Origin of the sequence: Fusobacterium ulcerans ATCC 49185, assembly GCF_900683735.1 — a bacterium.
GTDB lineage: Bacteria > Fusobacteriota > Fusobacteriia > Fusobacteriales > Fusobacteriaceae > Fusobacterium_A > Fusobacterium_A ulcerans_A.
On sequence record NZ_LR215979.1, the window covers coordinates 2,060,873 to 2,079,263 of the forward strand.

15 protein-coding genes are annotated in these 18,391 nt (G+C 31.8%); 13 read left to right on the forward strand and 2 right to left on the reverse strand.

Annotated features, from left to right (window positions below; all coding sequences use genetic code 11):
• Positions 1-8: 8 nt before the first annotated feature.
• The 13 genes from E0E45_RS09255 (at position 9) to zupT (ending at position 15,422) form a co-directional block, all read left to right on the forward strand.
• The gene (locus tag E0E45_RS09255; RefSeq protein WP_130890896.1) at positions 9-893 is read left to right on the forward strand and encodes a tyrosine-type recombinase/integrase; all 885 of its coding nucleotides are present in this window, start codon (positions 9-11) and stop codon (positions 891-893) included.
• Between the two features lie 14 nt (positions 894-907).
• Positions 908-1,441, forward strand: coding sequence for an ATP-dependent protease subunit HslV (gene hslV / locus E0E45_RS09260; protein WP_096402183.1), 534 nt, complete (start codon positions 908-910; stop codon positions 1,439-1,441).
• Between the two features lie 12 nt (positions 1,442-1,453).
• Positions 1,454-2,566, forward strand: a complete 1,113-nt coding sequence (yqeH, locus tag E0E45_RS09265; protein ID WP_130890897.1) for a ribosome biogenesis GTPase YqeH — start codon at positions 1,454-1,456, stop codon at positions 2,564-2,566.
• A gap of 9 nt (positions 2,567-2,575) precedes the next feature.
• The gene (locus tag E0E45_RS09270; protein WP_130890898.1) at positions 2,576-3,055 is read left to right on the forward strand and encodes a hypothetical protein; all 480 of its coding nucleotides are present in this window, start codon (positions 2,576-2,578) and stop codon (positions 3,053-3,055) included.
• A 27-nt stretch (positions 3,056-3,082) separates the two neighbouring features.
• The gene (locus E0E45_RS09275) at positions 3,083-4,477 is read left to right on the forward strand and encodes an NAD(P)/FAD-dependent oxidoreductase (protein ID WP_130890899.1); all 1,395 of its coding nucleotides are present in this window, start codon (positions 3,083-3,085) and stop codon (positions 4,475-4,477) included.
• Positions 4,478-4,659: 182 nt separating this feature from the next.
• Entirely contained in the window at positions 4,660-5,808 is a 1,149-nt protein-coding gene (ftsY, locus tag E0E45_RS09280; RefSeq protein ID WP_130890900.1) for a signal recognition particle-docking protein FtsY, read from the forward strand.
• Between the two features lie 153 nt (positions 5,809-5,961).
• Positions 5,962-6,960: a phosphate acetyltransferase gene (pta, locus tag E0E45_RS09285; protein ID WP_130890901.1), complete on the forward strand. Its 999-nt coding sequence runs from the start codon at positions 5,962-5,964 to the stop codon at positions 6,958-6,960.
• A 35-nt stretch (positions 6,961-6,995) separates the two neighbouring features.
• Positions 6,996-8,198, forward strand: a complete 1,203-nt coding sequence (locus E0E45_RS09290; RefSeq protein WP_130890902.1) for an acetate/propionate family kinase — start codon at positions 6,996-6,998, stop codon at positions 8,196-8,198.
• A 116-nt stretch (positions 8,199-8,314) separates the two neighbouring features.
• Entirely contained in the window at positions 8,315-11,899 is a 3,585-nt protein-coding gene (nifJ, locus tag E0E45_RS09295) for a pyruvate:ferredoxin (flavodoxin) oxidoreductase (protein WP_130890903.1), read from the forward strand.
• A 103-nt stretch (positions 11,900-12,002) separates the two neighbouring features.
• Positions 12,003-12,602, forward strand: coding sequence for a pentapeptide repeat-containing protein (locus E0E45_RS09300; RefSeq protein WP_130890904.1), 600 nt, complete (start codon positions 12,003-12,005; stop codon positions 12,600-12,602).
• A 137-nt stretch (positions 12,603-12,739) separates the two neighbouring features.
• Positions 12,740-13,666 carry a radical SAM protein gene (locus E0E45_RS09305; protein ID WP_130890905.1) on the forward strand — a complete coding sequence of 309 codons (927 nt, stop codon included), beginning with the start codon at positions 12,740-12,742 and terminating at the stop codon, positions 13,664-13,666.
• Between the two features lie 12 nt (positions 13,667-13,678).
• Positions 13,679-14,572: a pyridoxamine kinase gene (locus tag E0E45_RS09310; protein WP_130890906.1), complete on the forward strand. Its 894-nt coding sequence runs from the start codon at positions 13,679-13,681 to the stop codon at positions 14,570-14,572.
• A gap of 73 nt (positions 14,573-14,645) precedes the next feature.
• The gene (gene zupT, locus E0E45_RS09315) at positions 14,646-15,422 is read left to right on the forward strand and encodes a zinc transporter ZupT (RefSeq protein WP_130890907.1); all 777 of its coding nucleotides are present in this window, start codon (positions 14,646-14,648) and stop codon (positions 15,420-15,422) included.
• Positions 15,423-15,487: 65 nt separating this feature from the next.
• Here the strand turns inward: zupT and E0E45_RS09320 are convergent, their stop codons facing one another.
• Both E0E45_RS09320 and E0E45_RS09325 read right to left on the reverse strand, forming a co-directional pair.
• The gene (locus E0E45_RS09320; RefSeq protein WP_130890908.1) at positions 15,488-16,885 is read right to left on the reverse strand and encodes a sodium/glutamate symporter; all 1,398 of its coding nucleotides are present in this window, start codon (positions 16,883-16,885) and stop codon (positions 15,488-15,490) included.
• Positions 16,886-17,020: 135 nt separating this feature from the next.
• Positions 17,021-18,187 (reverse strand): alanine dehydrogenase, encoded by a 1,167-nt coding sequence (locus E0E45_RS09325; protein WP_130890909.1) that lies wholly within the window; start codon positions 18,185-18,187, stop codon positions 17,021-17,023.
• Positions 18,188-18,391: the final 204 nt, after the last annotated feature.

Consider the following 18,391-nt stretch of genomic DNA (forward strand, 5'->3'; position numbering starts at 1 on the left):
GAGGAAAGATGGAAAACTTAGAAAAAAATATAAAAGATTTTTTGTACTATGCTGAATTTGGAGAAAATAAAAGCCTTAATACTATAAAATCTCTAAAAAAAGATCTTTCTCAACTTAGTGAATATCTAAAAAATATAGAAAAAACTGAAGAAGCCTCTAAAATAACTCCTGTTATGCTTAGAGGACTTATTATTGAACTTCAAAAAAATGAAGTAGGAAAAAGGTCGATTAATAGAAAACTTTCATCTTTAAGATCGTTTTTTAAATATTTAATGAAAAATAATATTATTAAAAATAATCCCATTGAAGTAATTAATTCTCCCTCTTTTGAAGCGGAGAAACCAGATATCCTTACTTTAGAAGAAATAAATAAACTTAGAGATGTAATAGATATAAATAATACAAATGGATTGAGAGATAGATTAATACTTGAGTTACTTTATTCAAGTGGTATAACTTCTACTGAAATGCTTGGAATAGGAGAACAGGTTTTTGATCTTGATAACAGAACTCTTTTAGTTTCCAATGGTAAAGCTAATAGAACTGTATTTTTTAGTCAGAGAACTAGGGAATACTTTAAAAGATATGTTGAAGCAAAGAAAGAAAAATATGGAGAAAAATATAATTCGAGCATTCTCTTCGTCAATGGTTCTGCCAGTAGATTGAGTGACAGATCATTAAGAAGAATTGTTGACAGATATGCTGCAAAGGCTGGTATTACAAGGGAAATCAGTCCTTACAGCTTCAGGCATACTTTTGCTGTACAGTTATTGGCTAAAGGAATGAGTCTTAATTTTTTGCAAGAACTTATGGGACATGTTACAATAGAGAGTACAAAAATATATCAGGAAATTTTATACAAAATACCATTTGACTTTATAAATCAAAGTTAGAGGAGTGAAACATTATGATAAGAGCTACTACAATTATAGCAGTAAAAAAAGATGGAAAAGTTGCTGTTGCAGGTGATGGACAAGTCACTTTTGGAGAGGTAGTTTTCAAAGGCAATGCAAAAAAAATACGCAAAATAGGTGATTATGAAGTTTTAGCTGGATTTGCAGGAGCTGCTGCTGATGCTTTTGCACTAATGGATAAATTTGAAAATAAATTAGATGAGTTTGGAGGAAATTTAAAAAAAGCCTCTGTTGAACTTGCAAAGGATTGGAGAACAGATAAAGCTTTAAGAGTTTTAGATGCTATGCTTATTGTAGCTGATAAAAATATGATACTGATTCTTTCAGGTAATGGTGATGTAATAGAGCCTGATGGAGATGTAGCTGCTATTGGAAGTGGTGGAAACTATGCTTATGCTGCTGCCAGAGCTCTCATAAGAAACAATAAAGAAATGTCTGCTGAAGAAATAGCAGTTGAAGCTATGGAAATAGCTGGGGAAATGTGTATTTATACAAATTTGAATATAGTTTATGATGTATTAAGTTAAGGAGAGATGTGTATGGGCAAAAAATGTGTTGGGTGTGGAATAGAATTACAAAGTGAAGATGTAAATAAAAATGGATACTTGCCTGAAGGAAAACTTCAAGAAAATGGCGATCATTACTGCCAAAGATGTTTTAAAATAAAAAATTATGGTAAATATATGCCTGTAAGATTAAACAAAGATGATTACAGAAAAGAAGTACAAGAAGCTATGCAGTATTCTAAATTAGCTATAGCTGTATTTGATATAATAGATTTCGAAGGTTCTTTTGATGATGAAATACTTGATGTTTTAAGAGAGATGGACTCTATAGTAGTTATTAATAAACTGGACCTTATCCCTGATGATAAACATCCTTCTGAAGTATCTGACTGGGTAAAAAATAGATTGGCAGAAGAAGGAATAGCCCCTCTTGATATTGCAATTGTAAGCAGTAAAAATGGTTATGGAATTAATGGTATATTCAAAAAAATAAAGCATTTTTATCCTGATGGAGTGGAAGCAATAGTTCTTGGAGTTACTAATGTAGGAAAATCCAGTATTGTAAATAAACTTTTAGGAGCTAAAAAAGTAACTGTTTCTAAATATCCAGGAACTACACTTAAAAGTGTAAAAAATCAAATTCCTCATACAGATATTATATTAGTAGATACTCCTGGACTTATTCCAGAGGGACGTATTTCAGATTTAGTGTGTGAAGAATGCAATCTAAAAATGGTTCCTTCAGGTGAGATTTCTAGAAAAACATTTAAAGTGAAAAAAGGCAGAGCTCTTTTAATTGGAGAATTACTATGGTTTAAAGTGTTGAATGAAGATGCTACTATGCCTATCTTCTCTCTTTATGCTGCAAAAGATGTAACTTTCCACGAAACAAATACAGAGAAATTGAAAGAACTTTTAACTTCTGACAGAAAAGATCTTCTTTATCCTCCATGTGATAATTGCAGAGAGCAATATAAAAAATTGGAAATGATAAAGAAAAAAATAAAAGTGCAGGCTGGAGAAGAGTTAGTATTTAAAGGATTGGGATGGATATCAGTAAAAAGAGGTCCTTTAGAAATCGAAGTTACCCTTCCTAAAGAAGCTGGAATAATTGTAAGAGATGCTTTTATTAAACCAAAAAGATAAGGAACAGCAATGAAAAAAAATATTGATTGGAAAGTAATGTTAGGAACTGGTACTGTTATTTTAGGAATAGCAGTAATAATACTGATAGGTATCTATAATATCAATGATTTGAAGGAAGCAAGGAAAGCAGAAGCTACTCTAAAAAATTTAAGAGAACTTAGAGTAGCTCTTGAAAAATATTATATTTTAACTAAAGATTATCCTGATCTTACTAAAGATGGAGCAAAAGATAATCTTAAAATCTTAGACTTTAAAGCTCCTACTGGAGAAATTATTTCTTTTGCAGAAATATATGGGAGAAATAGTATTCCTAAAACTCCTGAAAATGAAAGAGTAAATGGCAGTAATGAGATTTACAATACAAATGACTTTAGGAATGGAACAAATATAGGTGGATGGAATTACGACTATTCTGGTCGTACAGGAGAAATCCATGCTAACTTGCCATTCAATGTTTTTTCACAAAACATGAACTGGTGTGAACATTAAAAAAGAATTATGCTGGAGGTTAAAATAGTGAAATATGACATTATCTTTTTAGGTGGTGGACAATCTGGAGTATTTGGTGCTTATGAAGCTGCTGAAAAAAAAGAGGGAGCTAAGATTCTTATTATTGATAAAGGAAAAATGCTCAAACAAAGGGTATGTCCAAAAGAAACTCTAGGGAAATGTGTAAATTGCCCTACTTGTTCAATAATTTATGGAGTGAGTGGTGCTGGAGCTTTTTCTGACTCAAAATTCAACATGGATTATAGAGTTGGAGGAGATGTACATAATGTAACAGGAAAAAAAATAGTTAATGATACTATTCAATATGTAGTAAACATATATAGAAAATTTGGATTTAATGAAAAACCAGCAGGAATGAATTATAATTCAGTTATGGAAAAAATAAAAAGAGGATGTATTGAAAATGGAATTCAGCTTGTTGATACACCTACTATGCATCTTGGAACTGATGGTTCAAGAAAGTTATACACTCAGCTCATAGATTATTTAATTGAAAAAGGTATAGAATTTGCTACTGAAAGAGAAATAGATAGCCTTATTATTGAGAATGGAAAAATCAAAGGAGTAACTGTAACTCATAAAGGAAAAAAAGAGGAATATTATTCTGATAATGTGGTCATTGGAATGGGAAGAAGTGGTGCCCAAAAGATGATGGACCTATGCAAAGAGCATAATATAAAATATGAAAATGGTGCTATTGATATTGGAGTAAGAGCTGAAATTCCTGATATTATTATGAAAGAAATCAATGAAAACTTCTATGAAGCAAAAATGATTTATTACTCTAGAAACTACAGAGATAAAATGAGAACTTTCTGTAGCAACCCTAGTGGATTTATTGCTGCTGAAAAATATGAAGATGACTTTGTTCTTGCCAATGGACATGCCTATAAAGATAGGAAATCTACTAATACAAATCTAGCTTTACTGTGCACTAAAAAATTTACAGAACCATTTAATCAGCCATTTGAATATGCAACTGCAATAGCTAAAATGTCATCTATGCTTACTGGTGGTAAACTTTTAGTTCAATCTTATATAGATTTAAAAGCTGGAAGAAGATCTACTGATGAAAAACTTTCAAGATTAAATATTCTTCCTACTACTGAAGATTATGTAGCTGGAGATATAGCTTTAGCATGTCCTCAAAGACTTCTGGATAATATAATGGAATTTATTGAAGTTCTTGATAAAATTACTCCTGGATTTGCCTCAGGTGATCTTCTGCTTTATTTCCCTGAAATAAAATTCAGAAGTACAAGAATAGAAATAACTAAAGATATGGAAACAAGTATAAAAGGACTTTATGCTGCTGGAGATAGTTCTGGTTATGGAAGTGGATTAAATATAGCTGCTGTAATGGGAATATTAGCTGTAAGAGATATATTAACTAAATTATAATATTTAAAATAACACTGTTCTATGAAATTAAAAATTTTCTAGTCAGTGTTATTTTTTTATTTCACTGTGCAAAGAGAGAAAAATGCTCATATCTGGATTCATTTTCACTCTTTTAAATTGAAAAACTGTATAAAGTATGGTAAAATTAATGAAAAGAAGTTATTTTTAGGAGGACATAATAAATGGGTTTTTTCAGCAAACTTTTTAAAAAAGATAAAAATGAGGAAGAAAAGAGTAATGTCACTGTTGCTGGTGTTGAAATCTCTGAAATTCTTGAAGAAAATAAAGAAAAAACAGAAGTTGAAATAGAAGAAGAAATAATTGAATCTACCCCTGAAGAAAAAGAGAAAAATTTAACTGAGCCTATACTTGAAGAATTGGAAGAAACTGTTTCAGAAACAAGGAAAGAAGAGGAGAACAAAGGTTTTTTTACTTCACTCAAAGATAAACTTTTCAAATCTAGAGAAGGATTATTTGGAAAATTAAAGTCTTTCATATTAGGAAGAAGTGTAATAGATTTTGAAATGTATGAAGAATTGGAAGATATTCTTATTCAATCAGATATTGGTATGGATATGACAGTAAAAATAGTTGGTGCTTTAGAAAAAGAGGTAAAAAAGAGAGGAATAAAAGATCCTAAAGATATTTATCCTATCTTAAAAGAGGTTATGGAAGGTTTCCTTGTTAAAGATGGAAACGATATTATTATAGAAGAGGGTAAATTAAATGTCATTCTTGTAGTTGGTGTAAATGGAGTAGGAAAAACTACTACAATTGGTAAACTGGCTGCTAAATTTATAAAAGATGGCAAAAAAGTTATTTTAGGTGCTGGAGATACATTTAGAGCTGCTGCAATTGAACAGCTTGAAGAATGGGCAAAAAGGTCTGGTGCTGAAATAGTTAAAAGTACACAAGGTTCTGATCCTGGGGCTGTTGTCTTTGATACACTTGCTGCTGCTGAATCAAGAGGAGCAGATATAGCTATTATAGACACTGCTGGAAGGCTTCATAATAAAAACAACTTAATGAAAGAATTAGAAAAAATTCATAATATCATTAAGAAAAAATTAGGTGATCAGCATTATGAATCTATTCTAGTAATAGATGGTACCACTGGTCAGAATGGACTTTCACAAGCAAAAGTTTTCAATGAAGTAACTGATTTAACTGGTTTCATAATAACTAAATTAGACGGAACTGCTAAAGGGGGGATTGTGTTCAGTATATCTGAAGAGATTAAAAAACCAATTAAGTTTATTGGAGTAGGCGAAAAGATTGAAGATTTAAGGAAGTTTGATGCAAAAGAATATATACAAGCTATATTTGACTAATATTATACTTTTATTTTGTAAATGTTTTTCGAAAACAATTGTAATTATAGTTAAAATTTGTTAGTATATATTTAACACTTGAGGGATAAGTTTGTCCTGTGAACATGAAAAGATAAAAATCTAAAAATAAATAATATTAAGGAAGTGATTGTTTTGAGTTTTTTAGTTAAAATAAGAGAAAAAGCAAGAACAGTTGGTAAAACAGTTGTATTACCAGAAGGAAAAGATGAAAGAGTAGTTACTGCTGCAGCTAAAATAGTTGAATTAGGAGTAGCTAAACCTGTAGTTTTAGGAATCAGAGAGGATATGGAAAGAGTTGCTAATGACTTAGGAATATCTTTAAAAGGTGTAGAAATAATCGAAATCGCTAATTCTCCAAAATTAGACGAATATGCAACTAAATTTGCTGAATTAAGAGCAAAAAAAGGAATGACTTTTGAAAAAGCTAAAGAAATCATGTCAACTGATCCTAACTTCTATGGAGCTATGATGGTAAAAATGAAAGATGCTGATGCTATGGTATCTGGATCAGATTCCCCTACAGCTGATGTATTAAGAGCTGGATTACAAATCATAGGAACTAAACCTGGAATAAAAACTGTTTCTTCTATGTTTGTTATGGAACTTACAGAAAGACAAGAAACTTATGGAGAAGTTTTACTATTTGGAGATTGTTCAGTTATCCCAGTTCCAACTTCTGAACAATTAGCAGATATCGCTGAAGCATCAGTTATTACTGCTAAAAACGTAGTAGGAATGGAAGGAAAAGTTGCTTTGATGACTTTCTCAACTAAAGGTTCTGCAAACCACCCTGATATCGATGTAGTAAAAGAAGCTGGAAATATCTTAAAAGAAAGAGGAGTTACATTCCCTTATGAAGCTGAGATACAAGCTGATGCTGCTATCGTTAAATCAGTGGCAATGAAAAAATGTCCAGAGTCTAAAGTTGCTGGAAGTGCTAACATATTAGTTTTCCCTAACCTTGCAGCTGGAAACATTGGATACAAATTAGTTCAAAGATTAGCTGGTGCTAATGCTTATGGTCCATTAATTCAAGGACTTGCATCTCCTATCAATGACTTATCAAGAGGATGTTCAGTAGATGACATCGTAAACCTAGTAGCAATTACAGCAGTTCAAGCAGCTGAATAATAATAAAAAATATAATCTTGGAGGTTAAACGTATAATGAAAGTTTTAGTAATAAACTGTGGAAGTTCATCATTAAAATATCAATTAATGAATCCTGAAACTAAAGAAGTATTTGCAAAAGGACTTTGTGAGAGAATCGGAATCGATGGTTCTAGAATGGAATATGAAGTACCTGCTAAAGATTTTGAAATTGAAATAAAAAAACCTATGCCTACTCATAAAGAAGCATTAGAATTAGTAATTGATGCTATAGTTGACAAAGAACATGGAGTTATCGCTTCTGTTGAAGAAGTTGGAGCTATTGGACATAGAATGGTACATGGTGGGGAAACATTTGCTTCATCTGTATTATTAAATGAAGATGTTATGAAAGCTGTTGAAGAAAACAATGACCTTGCACCATTACACAACCCAGCTAACTTAATGGGTGTAAGAACTTGTATGGCTCTTATGCCTGGTAAACCTAATGTAGGAGTTTTCGATACTGCATTCCACCAAACAATGCCAGCTAAAGCATATATGTATGCTTTGCCATATGAAGATTATAAAGAATTAAAAGTTAGAAAATATGGATTCCATGGAACATCTCATCTTTATGTTTCTGAAACAATGAGAGAAATCATGGGAAATCCTGAACACTCAAAAATCATCGTTTGCCACCTAGGAAACGGAGCATCTATGTCAGCTGTAGTAGATGGAAAATGTGTTGATACTTCAATGGGACTTACTCCATTGCAAGGTCTTATGATGGGAACTAGATGTGGAGATATTGACCCAGCTGCAGTTCTATTTATCAAAAACAAAAGAGGATTAACTGATAAAGAAATGGATAACAGATTAAACAAAGAATCTGGAATATTGGGAATCTATGGAAAATCTTCTGACTGCAGAGATATGGAAAATGGTGTAGCTGAAGGAGATGAAAGAGCTATACTTGCTGAAGAAATGTTTATTTACAAAATTAAATCTTATGTAGGAGCTTATGCTGCTGCTATGGGTGGAGTAGACGCAATCTGTTTCGCTGGAGGAATTGGAGAAAATGCTGCTGGAATAAGAGAAGCTGTTATCAGTGGACTTGAATTCATGGGAGCAAAAATTGACAAAGAAGTTAACTCAGTTAGAAAAAAAGGAAATGTAAAACTTTCTACTGAAGATTCTAAAGTTTTAGTTTATAAAATACCTACAAATGAAGAGCTTGTAATAGCTAGAGATACTTATAAAATTGTTTCTGGAAAATAATTTGTTAAAAAATATCAAAAAAAGTGAATTTATAATTGACAAATTTTAATAATGATTTAAAATATATAGTAGAGTAATTTTTTTAAAATACTTTAAAATTATAGGAGGATATTGTAATGGTTAAAAAAATGCAGACTATGGACGGTAACCAAGCTGCTGCGTACGCTTCATATGCGTTCACAGAAGTAGCAGGAATCTACCCAATCACTCCATCATCTCCAATGGCAGAGTACACAGATGAATGGGCTTCAAAAGGAATGAAAAATATTTTCGGAGTACCAGTAAAAGTAGTAGAAATGCAATCAGAAGCAGGAGCTGCTGGAACTGTACATGGATCTTTACAGGCAGGGGCACTAACAACAACTTATACTGCTTCTCAAGGATTATTACTAAAAATACCTAACATGTATAAAATAGCTGGAGAACTTCTTCCAGGAGTTATCCATGTATCAGCAAGAGCACTATCAGCTCAAGCATTATCTATCTTTGGAGATCACCAAGATATATATGCTGCTAGACAAACTGGATTTGCTATGTTAGCAACTAACTCAGTTCAAGAAGTTATGGACCTTGCAGGAGTAGCTCACTTAGCAGCTATTAAAACAAGAATTCCTTTCATGCACTTCTTTGATGGATTCAGAACTTCTCATGAAATTCAAAAAGTAGAAGTTATGGACTATGAAGTTTTCAAAAACTTAATAGATATGAAGGAAGTTCAAGCTTTCAGAGAAAGAGCTCTTAACCCTGAGCATCCAGTAACTAGAGGAACTGCTGAAAATGATGATATTTATTTCCAAGCTAGAGAAGCTCAAAATAAATTCTATGATGCAGTACCTGATGTAGTTGCTCACTACATGGCTGAAATCTCTAAAGTAACTGGAAGAGATTATAAGCCTTTTAATTACTACGGAGCTCCAGATGCAGAAAGAATCATCATTGCTATGGGATCTATCTGCCCTATATCTGAAGAAACAATTGATTATTTAAATGCTAAAGGAGAAAAAGTTGGATTAGTTTCTGTACACTTATTCAGACCATTCTCTGAAAAATACTTCTTTGATGTATTACCTAAAACAGTTAAGAAAATAGCTGTATTAGATAGAACTAAAGAACCTGGATCAGTTGGAGAACCTTTATTACAAGATATCCAATCTATTTTCTATGGAAAAGAAAATGCTCCAATAATCGTTGGAGGAAGATATGGACTATCTTCTAAAGATACTACTCCTGCCCAAGTAGTTGCAGTATTTGAAAACTTAAAATTAGATCAACCTAAAAATAAATTTACTGTTGGTATCGTTGATGACGTTACTTTCACTTCACTAGAAGTTGGAGCACCTATATCTGTTACTAGCCCAGATGTTAAAGAATGTTTATTCTTTGGACTTGGAGCTGATGGTACAGTTGGAGCTAATAAAAACTCTATCAAAATCATTGGAGACAAAACTGATTTATATGCTCAAGGATACTTCGCATATGACTCTAAAAAATCAGGAGGGGTTACTAGATCTCACTTAAGATTTGGAAAAACTCCTATAAAAGCAAGTTACCTAATTTCTAACCCAAGTTTTGTTGCTTGTTCAGTACCAGCTTACTTACATCTATATGATATGACTTCAGGAATCAGAAAAGGTGGATCTTTCTTGATCAACTGTATCTGGACTCCAGAAGAAGCTATAAAAGAAATCCCAGCTAAAGTTAAAAGAGATTTAGCTAAAAATGGAGCTAGATTATTCATAATCAATGCTACTGCTCTAGCTGAAGAAATTGGATTAGGACAAAGAACTAATACAATCATGCAAGCTGCTTTCTTCAAATTAGCTGATATTATTCCATTTGAAGAAGCTCAACAATATATGAAAGACTATGCTAAAAAATCTTATGCTAAAAAAGGTGACGATATTGTTCAAATGAACTATAGCGCTATTGATAAAGGAGCAGAAGGATTAGTTGAAGTTCCAGTAGATCCAGCTTGGGCTGATCTTGATGTTACTTGTGATTGTTCAGGACACGAACATGAAAATTGTTGTTGTGGAACTTGCAGCAGCGAAATGACTAAAACTGAGAAATTTGTAGAAAAAATTGCTAAACCAATTAATGCTATAAAAGGATATGATTTACCAGTATCTGCATTTGATGGATATGAAGATGGTACTTTTGAAAACGGAACTTCTGCTTTTGAAAAAAGAGGAATTGCAGTTCATGTTCCTGTATGGATTGCTGAAAACTGTATCCAATGTAACCAATGTTCATATGTATGTCCTCATGCAGTTTTAAGACCATTCTTAATGACTGCTGAAGAAAAAGCAGCTTCTCCAGTTGAATTAAAAACTATAAAACCAATTGGAAAAGGATTAGAAGGATTTGAATATAGAATGCAAGTTTCTGCTCTAGATTGTACTGGATGTGGATCTTGTGCTAATACATGTCCTGCTAAAGAAAAAGCTCTAGTTATGAAACCTATTGCTGATTCTCTAGAAGCTGGAGAAGACAGAAAAGCTGGATATATGTTCAATAATGTTGAATATAGAAGTGACTTAATGTCTAAAGATACTGTAAAAGGATCTCAATTTGCTCAACCATTATTCGAATTCCATGGTGCTTGTCCAGGATGTGGAGAAACTCCATACCTTAAAGCAATTACTCAATTATTTGGAGATAGAATGATGATAGCTAATGCTACTGGATGTTCTTCAATATACAGTGGATCTGCTCCTGCTACTCCATATACAACTAATAAAAATGGACATGGACCTTCATGGGCTTCTTCTCTATTTGAAGATAATGCTGAGTTCGGAATGGGAATGCATGTAGCTGTTGAAACTATGAGAGACAGACTTCAAAACATAATGGAAGAAAGCATGGATAAAGTTCCAGCAGAAGTTGCTGAACTATTCAAAGAATGGATTGCAAACAGATCATCAGCTGCTAAAACTCAAGAAGTTTCTGCTAAAATAATTGCTGCTCTTGAAGGAAAAGACTGTGAAATCTGTAAAGAGATCTTAAGTTTAAAACAATATTTAATCAAAAAATCTCAATGGATCTTCGGAGGAGACGGTTGGGCATATGACATCGGTTATGGTGGAGTTGACCACGTTTTAGCTTCTAAAGAAGATATAAACATAGTAGTACTAGATACAGAAGTTTACTCTAATACTGGAGGACAAGCTTCTAAATCAACACCTACAGGAGCAATTGCAAAATTCGCTGCTGCTGGTAAATCAGTTAAGAAAAAAGACCTTGCTGCTATAGCTATGTCTTATGGACATATTTATGTTGCACAAGTTTGTATGGGTGCAAACCAACAACAATACCTAAAAGCTCTTAAAGAAGCTGAAGCATACAATGGACCATCTCTAATCATAGCTTACTCTCCATGTATTAACCATGGATTAAAGAAAGGTATGTCTAAAGTTCAAAATGAGATGAAACTTGCTACTGAATGTGGATACTGGCCAATATTCAGATACAATCCAGCTCTTGAAGCAGAAGGTAAAAATCCATTACAAATAGATTCTAAAGAACCTAACTGGGATAAATATGAAGAGTACTTATTAGGAGAAGTAAGATATGCTACTCTTTCTAAAGCTAACCCAGCTCACGCTAAAGAACTATTTGAATTAAATAAATTTGAAGCTCAAAGAAGATGGAGACAATATAACAGACTTGCTTCTATGGACTTTGCTTCTGAAAAAAAATAATAAAGATTTAAATATCTAAGTATTTTTGAGACTGGCCTCTGGTCAGTCTCTTTTTTTATGGTATAATAAATTGAATAAATCTATTAATAGAAAAGGAGTTATTATGCTAGAGCAGGATATATTAAAAGCTATTGAAGAAGAAACATCAGTTTGTGGAGAATATTTTCAAGAGTCTATTTCTGATATGAAATTAAGAAGAATAGATTTTGAGAATTGCATTTTTCAAGAATGTAAATTTGAAAATTGTGATTTTACAAACTCATCCTTTTCTCACATAGAAATGACTAAGTGCAGTTTTAAAAAATGTAAATTTATTTCTTCTTATTGGAAATCCAATACCATAAGTGGCTGCAATGGAGATAGCTGTGATTTTAGCCAAAGTATATTTAAAAATATTGATATAAATAAAAGTTCTTTTTTTTATGGAAATTATTCTAATTCTCTTTGGGAAAATATGAATATTAAAGATAGTTTTTTTAATTATGGATTTCTTTCTGAAATGAAAATGAAAAAAATTAAATTAAACAATGTAAATTTTTCTAATGCTGATTTTTTTAAAACACCTTTGAAGGGAATTGACTTTTCCAATTGTGTAATAGAAAATATAAGAGTATCTGATAATTATAGTGAATTGCGAGGTATGCAGCTTAGTATAACTCAAACTATGGATATAGCTTTAATTATTGGAATAAAAATAAAATAAATAAAAATATATCATAAATGGCTTTTTTTACTCTCTTATAGCTTATTTCAGCAAAATATTGTATAATAATTATGGAAATATTTTTTTTATTTAAGATATAATAATCTTAAATTTTAATCATTTGGGAGGAAAAGAATATGGAAACTATGAAATATATTTTTGGTCCTGTTCCTTCACGAAGGCTTGGAAATTCTCTAGGAATAAGTCCTATCCCTCGTAAAACGTGTAATTATTCATGTATTTACTGTCAACTTGGAAGAACTGACAAAATGATTGGAGATAGAAGGGAATTTTTTAAACTTGAAGAAATTATAAAAGAGTTTAAAATCTATTTGAAAGATTCTGATAAATTTGATGTTATTACTATTGTTGGTGAAGGTGAACCTACTCTTTATTCAAGACTTGGGGATCTTATAAAAAAAATTAAAAGTTTTACTGATAAACCTGTAGCTGTTATTACTAATGGTGCTCTTCTACATGACTCTAAAGTAAGAGAAGAACTTTATGAAGCTGACATAGTCCTTCCTTCTCTTGATGGTTATAATCAGGAAACTGCAAAAAAAATTGACAGACCTTTAGGATATATACAATTTGAAGACGAATTAAATGGTTTGATTAAATTTTCCCATGAATACAAGGGACAATTATGGCTTGAAATAATGCTGATTGATGGAATTAATTGTAATAAAAAATCTATTGCTTCTTTTAAGGAATTACTAAAAAGAATAAAATATGATAGATTATATCTCAATACTCCTGTAAGACCTCCTGCTGAAGATTATGTAAAAACTGTAAGTAAGGAAGATATGGAGTATGCTGTTCATGAACTTAGAGGTATATCTATTGATATGTTGAGCTCTGGAAGTTTTTTTAGTGAAATAGCAGATAATTATGAAGCTATTCTAAGCATAATAAGAAGACATCCCATGAATCAATTTGAAGTTGAAAGTTTTATGAGTTCAAGAAATGAAGAAAATATTAAAAATATATTTATAAAATTAGAAAATGATTCTAAAATTAATGTAATAGACTATAAAGGAATAAAAACATACAGACTAAAATAAAAGGGGAATAAAATGGATAATATAGTAAAAAAAGTAGCAGCTATTCATGACCTTTCTGGTTATGGAAGATCTTCATTAACAAGCATCATCCCTATACTTTCAAGTATGAAGTTACAGGTATGCCCTGTTCCTACAGCAGTACTTTCTACTCATACTGGAGGCTTTGAAGGTTTCAGTTTTCTTGATCTTACAGATTACATGGAGCAGCACATAGCACATTGGAAAAAACTTGGACTTGAATTTGATTGTATATATTCTGGATTTTTAGGTTCACCCAGGCAAATAAAAATAGTTGCTGATTTTGTTGATTTCTTTGGTCATAAAAATAATCTTACTGTTATAGACCCTGTATTAGGAGATAATGGAAGACTATATGGAACAATGGGAAAAGAAATGGTAGAAGAAATGAAAAAACTTATTGGAAAGGCTGATATAATCACTCCTAATTTTACAGAAGTTACTTTTCTTTTAGATAAAGAATATAAGAAGGAAATAAGTGAGGCTGAAATAAAAGAATGGCTTATAGAACTTGCAGCACTGGGTCCTAAAATAGTAATAGCCACAAGTGTTCCAGACGAAGATTCTCATTCTACTGACAGAAAAACAAATGTTGTAGCTTATGACAGAGAAAATAATGTTTTTTGGAAAGTAAGCTGTAAATACATTCCTGCTTCTTATCCTGGTACTGGAGATGCTTATACAAGCGTTGTTATAGGAAGCCTTCTTCAAGGAGACAGTCTTCCTATTGCTATAGAAAGAGGGGTGCAATTTATTACTCAATGTATTTTAGCAAGCTATGGCTTTAAATATCCAAATAGGGAAGGAGTCCTTCTTGAAAGAATGCTTGATGTATTAAAGATGCCAACTATTTCAAGCAGTTATGAACTTTTAAAAAATGAAAAATAATTTATAAAGGAATTAGGAGATATTTTTTGTAATATATATAAAATCTCATAATTTAAAGAAAGGAAGTGAATAAATGTTTGAAGATGTAGCAGCGATAAGAGCATTGATTTTATCTTTCTTAGCTGGGATGTCAACACTGCTTGGGGCTTTCATAATATTTATAACTAATAAAAAAAGTGAAAAGCTAGTGACTATATCACTCGGATTTGCTGGTGGAGTAATGGTAAGTGTATCATTTACTGATCTTATGCCCAATGCTAATATTTTATTAGCAGCTTATGCTGGAGAAAAAATGGGAGTAGTATTAGGAGTAGTTTTTCTTCTTGTTGGAGTATTATTAGCAGCTCTTTTGGATAAATTTGTTCCTCATGAAGATGAACCTCATGGAGATGGAAAACAGCATGAAAATCTTTTTAGAGTAGGTTTTGTTTCTACTCTTGCAATTGGACTGCATAACTTTCCAGAAGGGATAGCAACATTTATGGCTGGTTATGAAAATATGACTTTGGGAATTTCTATTGCATTGGCTATAGCTATGCACAATATTCCAGAAGGAATCTCTGTAGCAATGCCTATTTATTTTGCCACTGGAAGTAAAATGAAAGCTTTCAAATATACTTTTTTATCAGGAATAGCAGAACCTATTGGAGCTACTTTAGCTTTTCTTATACTTAAACCTTACATAAATGATTTAACTCTTGGTATGATTTTTGGAATTATTTCAGGAGTAATGCTCTATATAGCTATTGAAGAACTTCTTCCCAGCTCAAGACAATATGGTTATACTAAGGAAGCCTTGATAGCAACTTTTGCAGGTATTATTTTAATGCCTCTAACTCATGTAATATAAAAAAATGGTGACTTATTCAGCCACCATTTTTTTATTTACTTAATAATCAATTATTTCCATTGGATTTAGATTTCTAATTCTGCATCGCTAAGTCTTTCCTTATGTACTGGATTCCAAAGTTTTAATACAAATGCTGCTACAAAACTTACTACTAATGTTATAACCATAACTGTCATAAAGGTATTTACTCTTCCAGTACTTAACAGAATTGGCCCTAACAATAGAGTATAGTACTCAACAAAGTCTATTGGTGAAGTTACTGCTGCATCTTCCAAAGTTTTTGATTTTCCTTCTGGATCACATATTCTTAAAAGAGTCAAACCTATTGCATACACTCCTGTACAATATCCATATACAAATATACAACGCTCAAACCAGTATTTATTATTCAAACGAGGTCCAATCATGTACATACAAAGTAATAAACTTCCTAAAGCTAAAGCTGATAAAACTATAATTGGCATTGCATACTGCATAACTATTTCTATCTTGATTCCTGCTACTCCAAAGAATACAAGAAAATCAGTTGCACTCCCACTTATTCTTGAGATAGAACGTTTATCTACATGTTTTCCAATTCCAGAATATTTCAATAATTGTGTCATAGCCACCGCTATAAGAAAAGCCCATAAATATGTAGGCATTGTAGAAAGATATATTCTTACATACTTAATAGTTGCATAAGCTAATCCAGTTGGAATTATTATCATTAAAAAGCTCCAAGCCAGTGGATCCAAAGCTATTGGACTTACCATTTCTTTTCCCATTTCTGGTTCATTATTTTCTGGCATCCATCCAGTTTTAAATTGTTCAGGCAAAGCATCAAATCTATTTACAAAACTTGTGTATTTATTATTAGTAGCATTTTTTATTAATATTATTCCACCAATAAGACCTACAAGAACACCTACAGTAGCAAATGTCATTCCAACATCAGTAGCTCCTGTCCAACCAGTTGCTTCTGTTACAGCTGATCCAAATGCTGCATTAGTTCCATGACCTCCTACAAATCCTCCTCCTACAAGGATAGTAAATCCTTCTGGAAGTTTCATAATAAATTTATCTATAATATATACCCCTACACCAATTGGAACTATATACACCAATATTGAGGCAATAGAACGATAAACATATAAAGCAAGTATTCTTTTTAAGCTTTCTCCCTTTGATTCTTTCAATTCTCCAAGTCTTTTCTCTTCTTTGACTACCGAGAAACTTCCATAAGCAATTGCTGAGAAAACAATAACCATAAATGCTGATGTATAATTTCCCATATGACTAGAAAAACGAAGAATATTTATTCCATATGGTCCTATAGCTAGTCCTATAAACCCTGCTATTAAACTTGATGGTATATATAAGTTTTGTAAAAATTTAACCTTACTTCTCAACATATGCCCTAAAAAAATAAGTACTGCTGCCTTCATTAAATCCAAAAACAACACTTCAATGCTAAAATCCATGATTACCTCCTATAATAAAATTTTCCCCTTTTACTTTTTAGAAAAAAATGGATAAAGTGAAATGCTCTGGTCTTAGCTTTTTTCTTACTTTATCCATCCTTCTAAAGTACAATCTATGTTTGAGTATATGGTTGGCTATTTTTTACAAGTTGTAGGTTTTGATGAAGTACTTGTAGCTTTAGGTGCTATGCTATAAGTTCCTTCTTCTAATCCTAACATCTCTTCTGGAGTTACCCATTCTCTTCCTTGGATAGCTGATGTTTCTTCATGTGTAAGCACTCCCATATATGAAGTCATGCTTCTTCTAAGGTATCCATTAAGTCTGCATGCTTCTTTTACTCCATTTTGAACTATTGATTTGAAATGTTCTATAACACTTGCTGCATAAGCTATAGATGTAGTTTTTGAAGCTGCCCCTGGTATATTGTCTACTCCATAATGTACTATCCCATCTACAACAAATGTAGGGTTTTCATGAGTAGTATGATGATAAGTTTCAATAGCTCCACCAACATCAGCACTTACATCTACTATTACAGATCCTTTTTTCATCAGAGAAAGCATTTCTCTAGTTACTAGGTGATCTCTTCTATGTTTAGGCCATTTTACACAGTTTAATATAATATCAAGATTAGGCATTAAAGCTTTTATATTTGCTGAGTTAGATATCATTGTATTGATACCTGGATATTTTTCTATTAAATCTCTTAATATTTTTACATTGATATCCATCACTGTTATGTTAGCTCCAAGTCCATAAGCTAGTTGTAATGCTCCAGTTCCTGCAAGTCCAGCTCCTATAATAAGAACATTAGCTGCTGGTGCTCCTCCTGCTCCACAAATTAACTGTCCAGAACCACCATTAGTTCTCAATAGATGTTCAGCACCTTTTAAAAGTCCTAATTTACCAGCTATTTCACAGTTAGGTGATCCATATCTGTGAGTGTCTTCTGCAGTGAAAGCTATAACTTTTGATTTTAGTAAAACATCTACTTCATCTTTTGAAGCTGCTGGGTGCAGACAAGTGAATATTATTTGCCCCTCTCTTAAAAGGTCAAATTCACATTCTTCCAATTCTTTTACTTTTGTAACAAAGTCACAAGTTGCATAGATTTCTTTCATATCTTTTGCTATTTTTGCTCCAGCTTTTACATAATCTGCATCTTCAAAACTTGCCCCTGCACCTGCTCCAGTTTCTACATATACTTCAGCCCCTATTGAAATTAATTCCGCTGCTTCATTAGGTGTCATTATAGTTCTGAATTCTCCATCCTTAATATCTTTTAATAATCCTACTTTCATTTATCCTCCTTAGTATACTGCTTTATTTATGCCATAATATAAAGCAATATTCATGCCAATAATTAATATTTTTTTTATGATCTGAAAAGGATAAAATATGTCATTATTATAAAATTTATTTCTTTGTTTTTTTACTTTGTGTTTTATTTTCAAATTAAAAGTTTTATTATAATTCATTATAAATTATATATATTGCCCATATTT

Coding starts and splice junctions, on each gene's coding strand:
- E0E45_RS09305 (WP_130890905.1), top strand. CDS start 12,740: ATGGAAACTATGAAATATATTTTTGGTCCTGTTCCTTCACGAAGGCTT.
- E0E45_RS09310 (WP_130890906.1), top strand. CDS start 13,679: ATGGATAATATAGTAAAAAAAGTAGCAGCTATTCATGACCTTTCTGGT.
- E0E45_RS09320 (WP_130890908.1), bottom strand. CDS start 16,885: ATGGATTTTAGCATTGAAGTGTTGTTTTTGGATTTAATGAAGGCAGCA.
- E0E45_RS09290 (WP_130890902.1), top strand. CDS start 6,996: ATGAAAGTTTTAGTAATAAACTGTGGAAGTTCATCATTAAAATATCAA.
- yqeH (WP_130890897.1), top strand. CDS start 1,454: ATGGGCAAAAAATGTGTTGGGTGTGGAATAGAATTACAAAGTGAAGAT.
- E0E45_RS09325 (WP_130890909.1), bottom strand. CDS start 18,187: ATGAAAGTAGGATTATTAAAAGATATTAAGGATGGAGAATTCAGAACT.
- E0E45_RS09255 (WP_130890896.1), top strand. CDS start 9: ATGGAAAACTTAGAAAAAAATATAAAAGATTTTTTGTACTATGCTGAA.
- zupT (WP_130890907.1), top strand. CDS start 14,646: ATGTTTGAAGATGTAGCAGCGATAAGAGCATTGATTTTATCTTTCTTA.
- nifJ (WP_130890903.1), top strand. CDS start 8,315: ATGGTTAAAAAAATGCAGACTATGGACGGTAACCAAGCTGCTGCGTAC.
- hslV (WP_096402183.1), top strand. CDS start 908: ATGATAAGAGCTACTACAATTATAGCAGTAAAAAAAGATGGAAAAGTT.
- E0E45_RS09300 (WP_130890904.1), top strand. CDS start 12,003: ATGCTAGAGCAGGATATATTAAAAGCTATTGAAGAAGAAACATCAGTT.
- E0E45_RS09270 (WP_130890898.1), top strand. CDS start 2,576: ATGAAAAAAAATATTGATTGGAAAGTAATGTTAGGAACTGGTACTGTT.
- ftsY (WP_130890900.1), top strand. CDS start 4,660: ATGGGTTTTTTCAGCAAACTTTTTAAAAAAGATAAAAATGAGGAAGAA.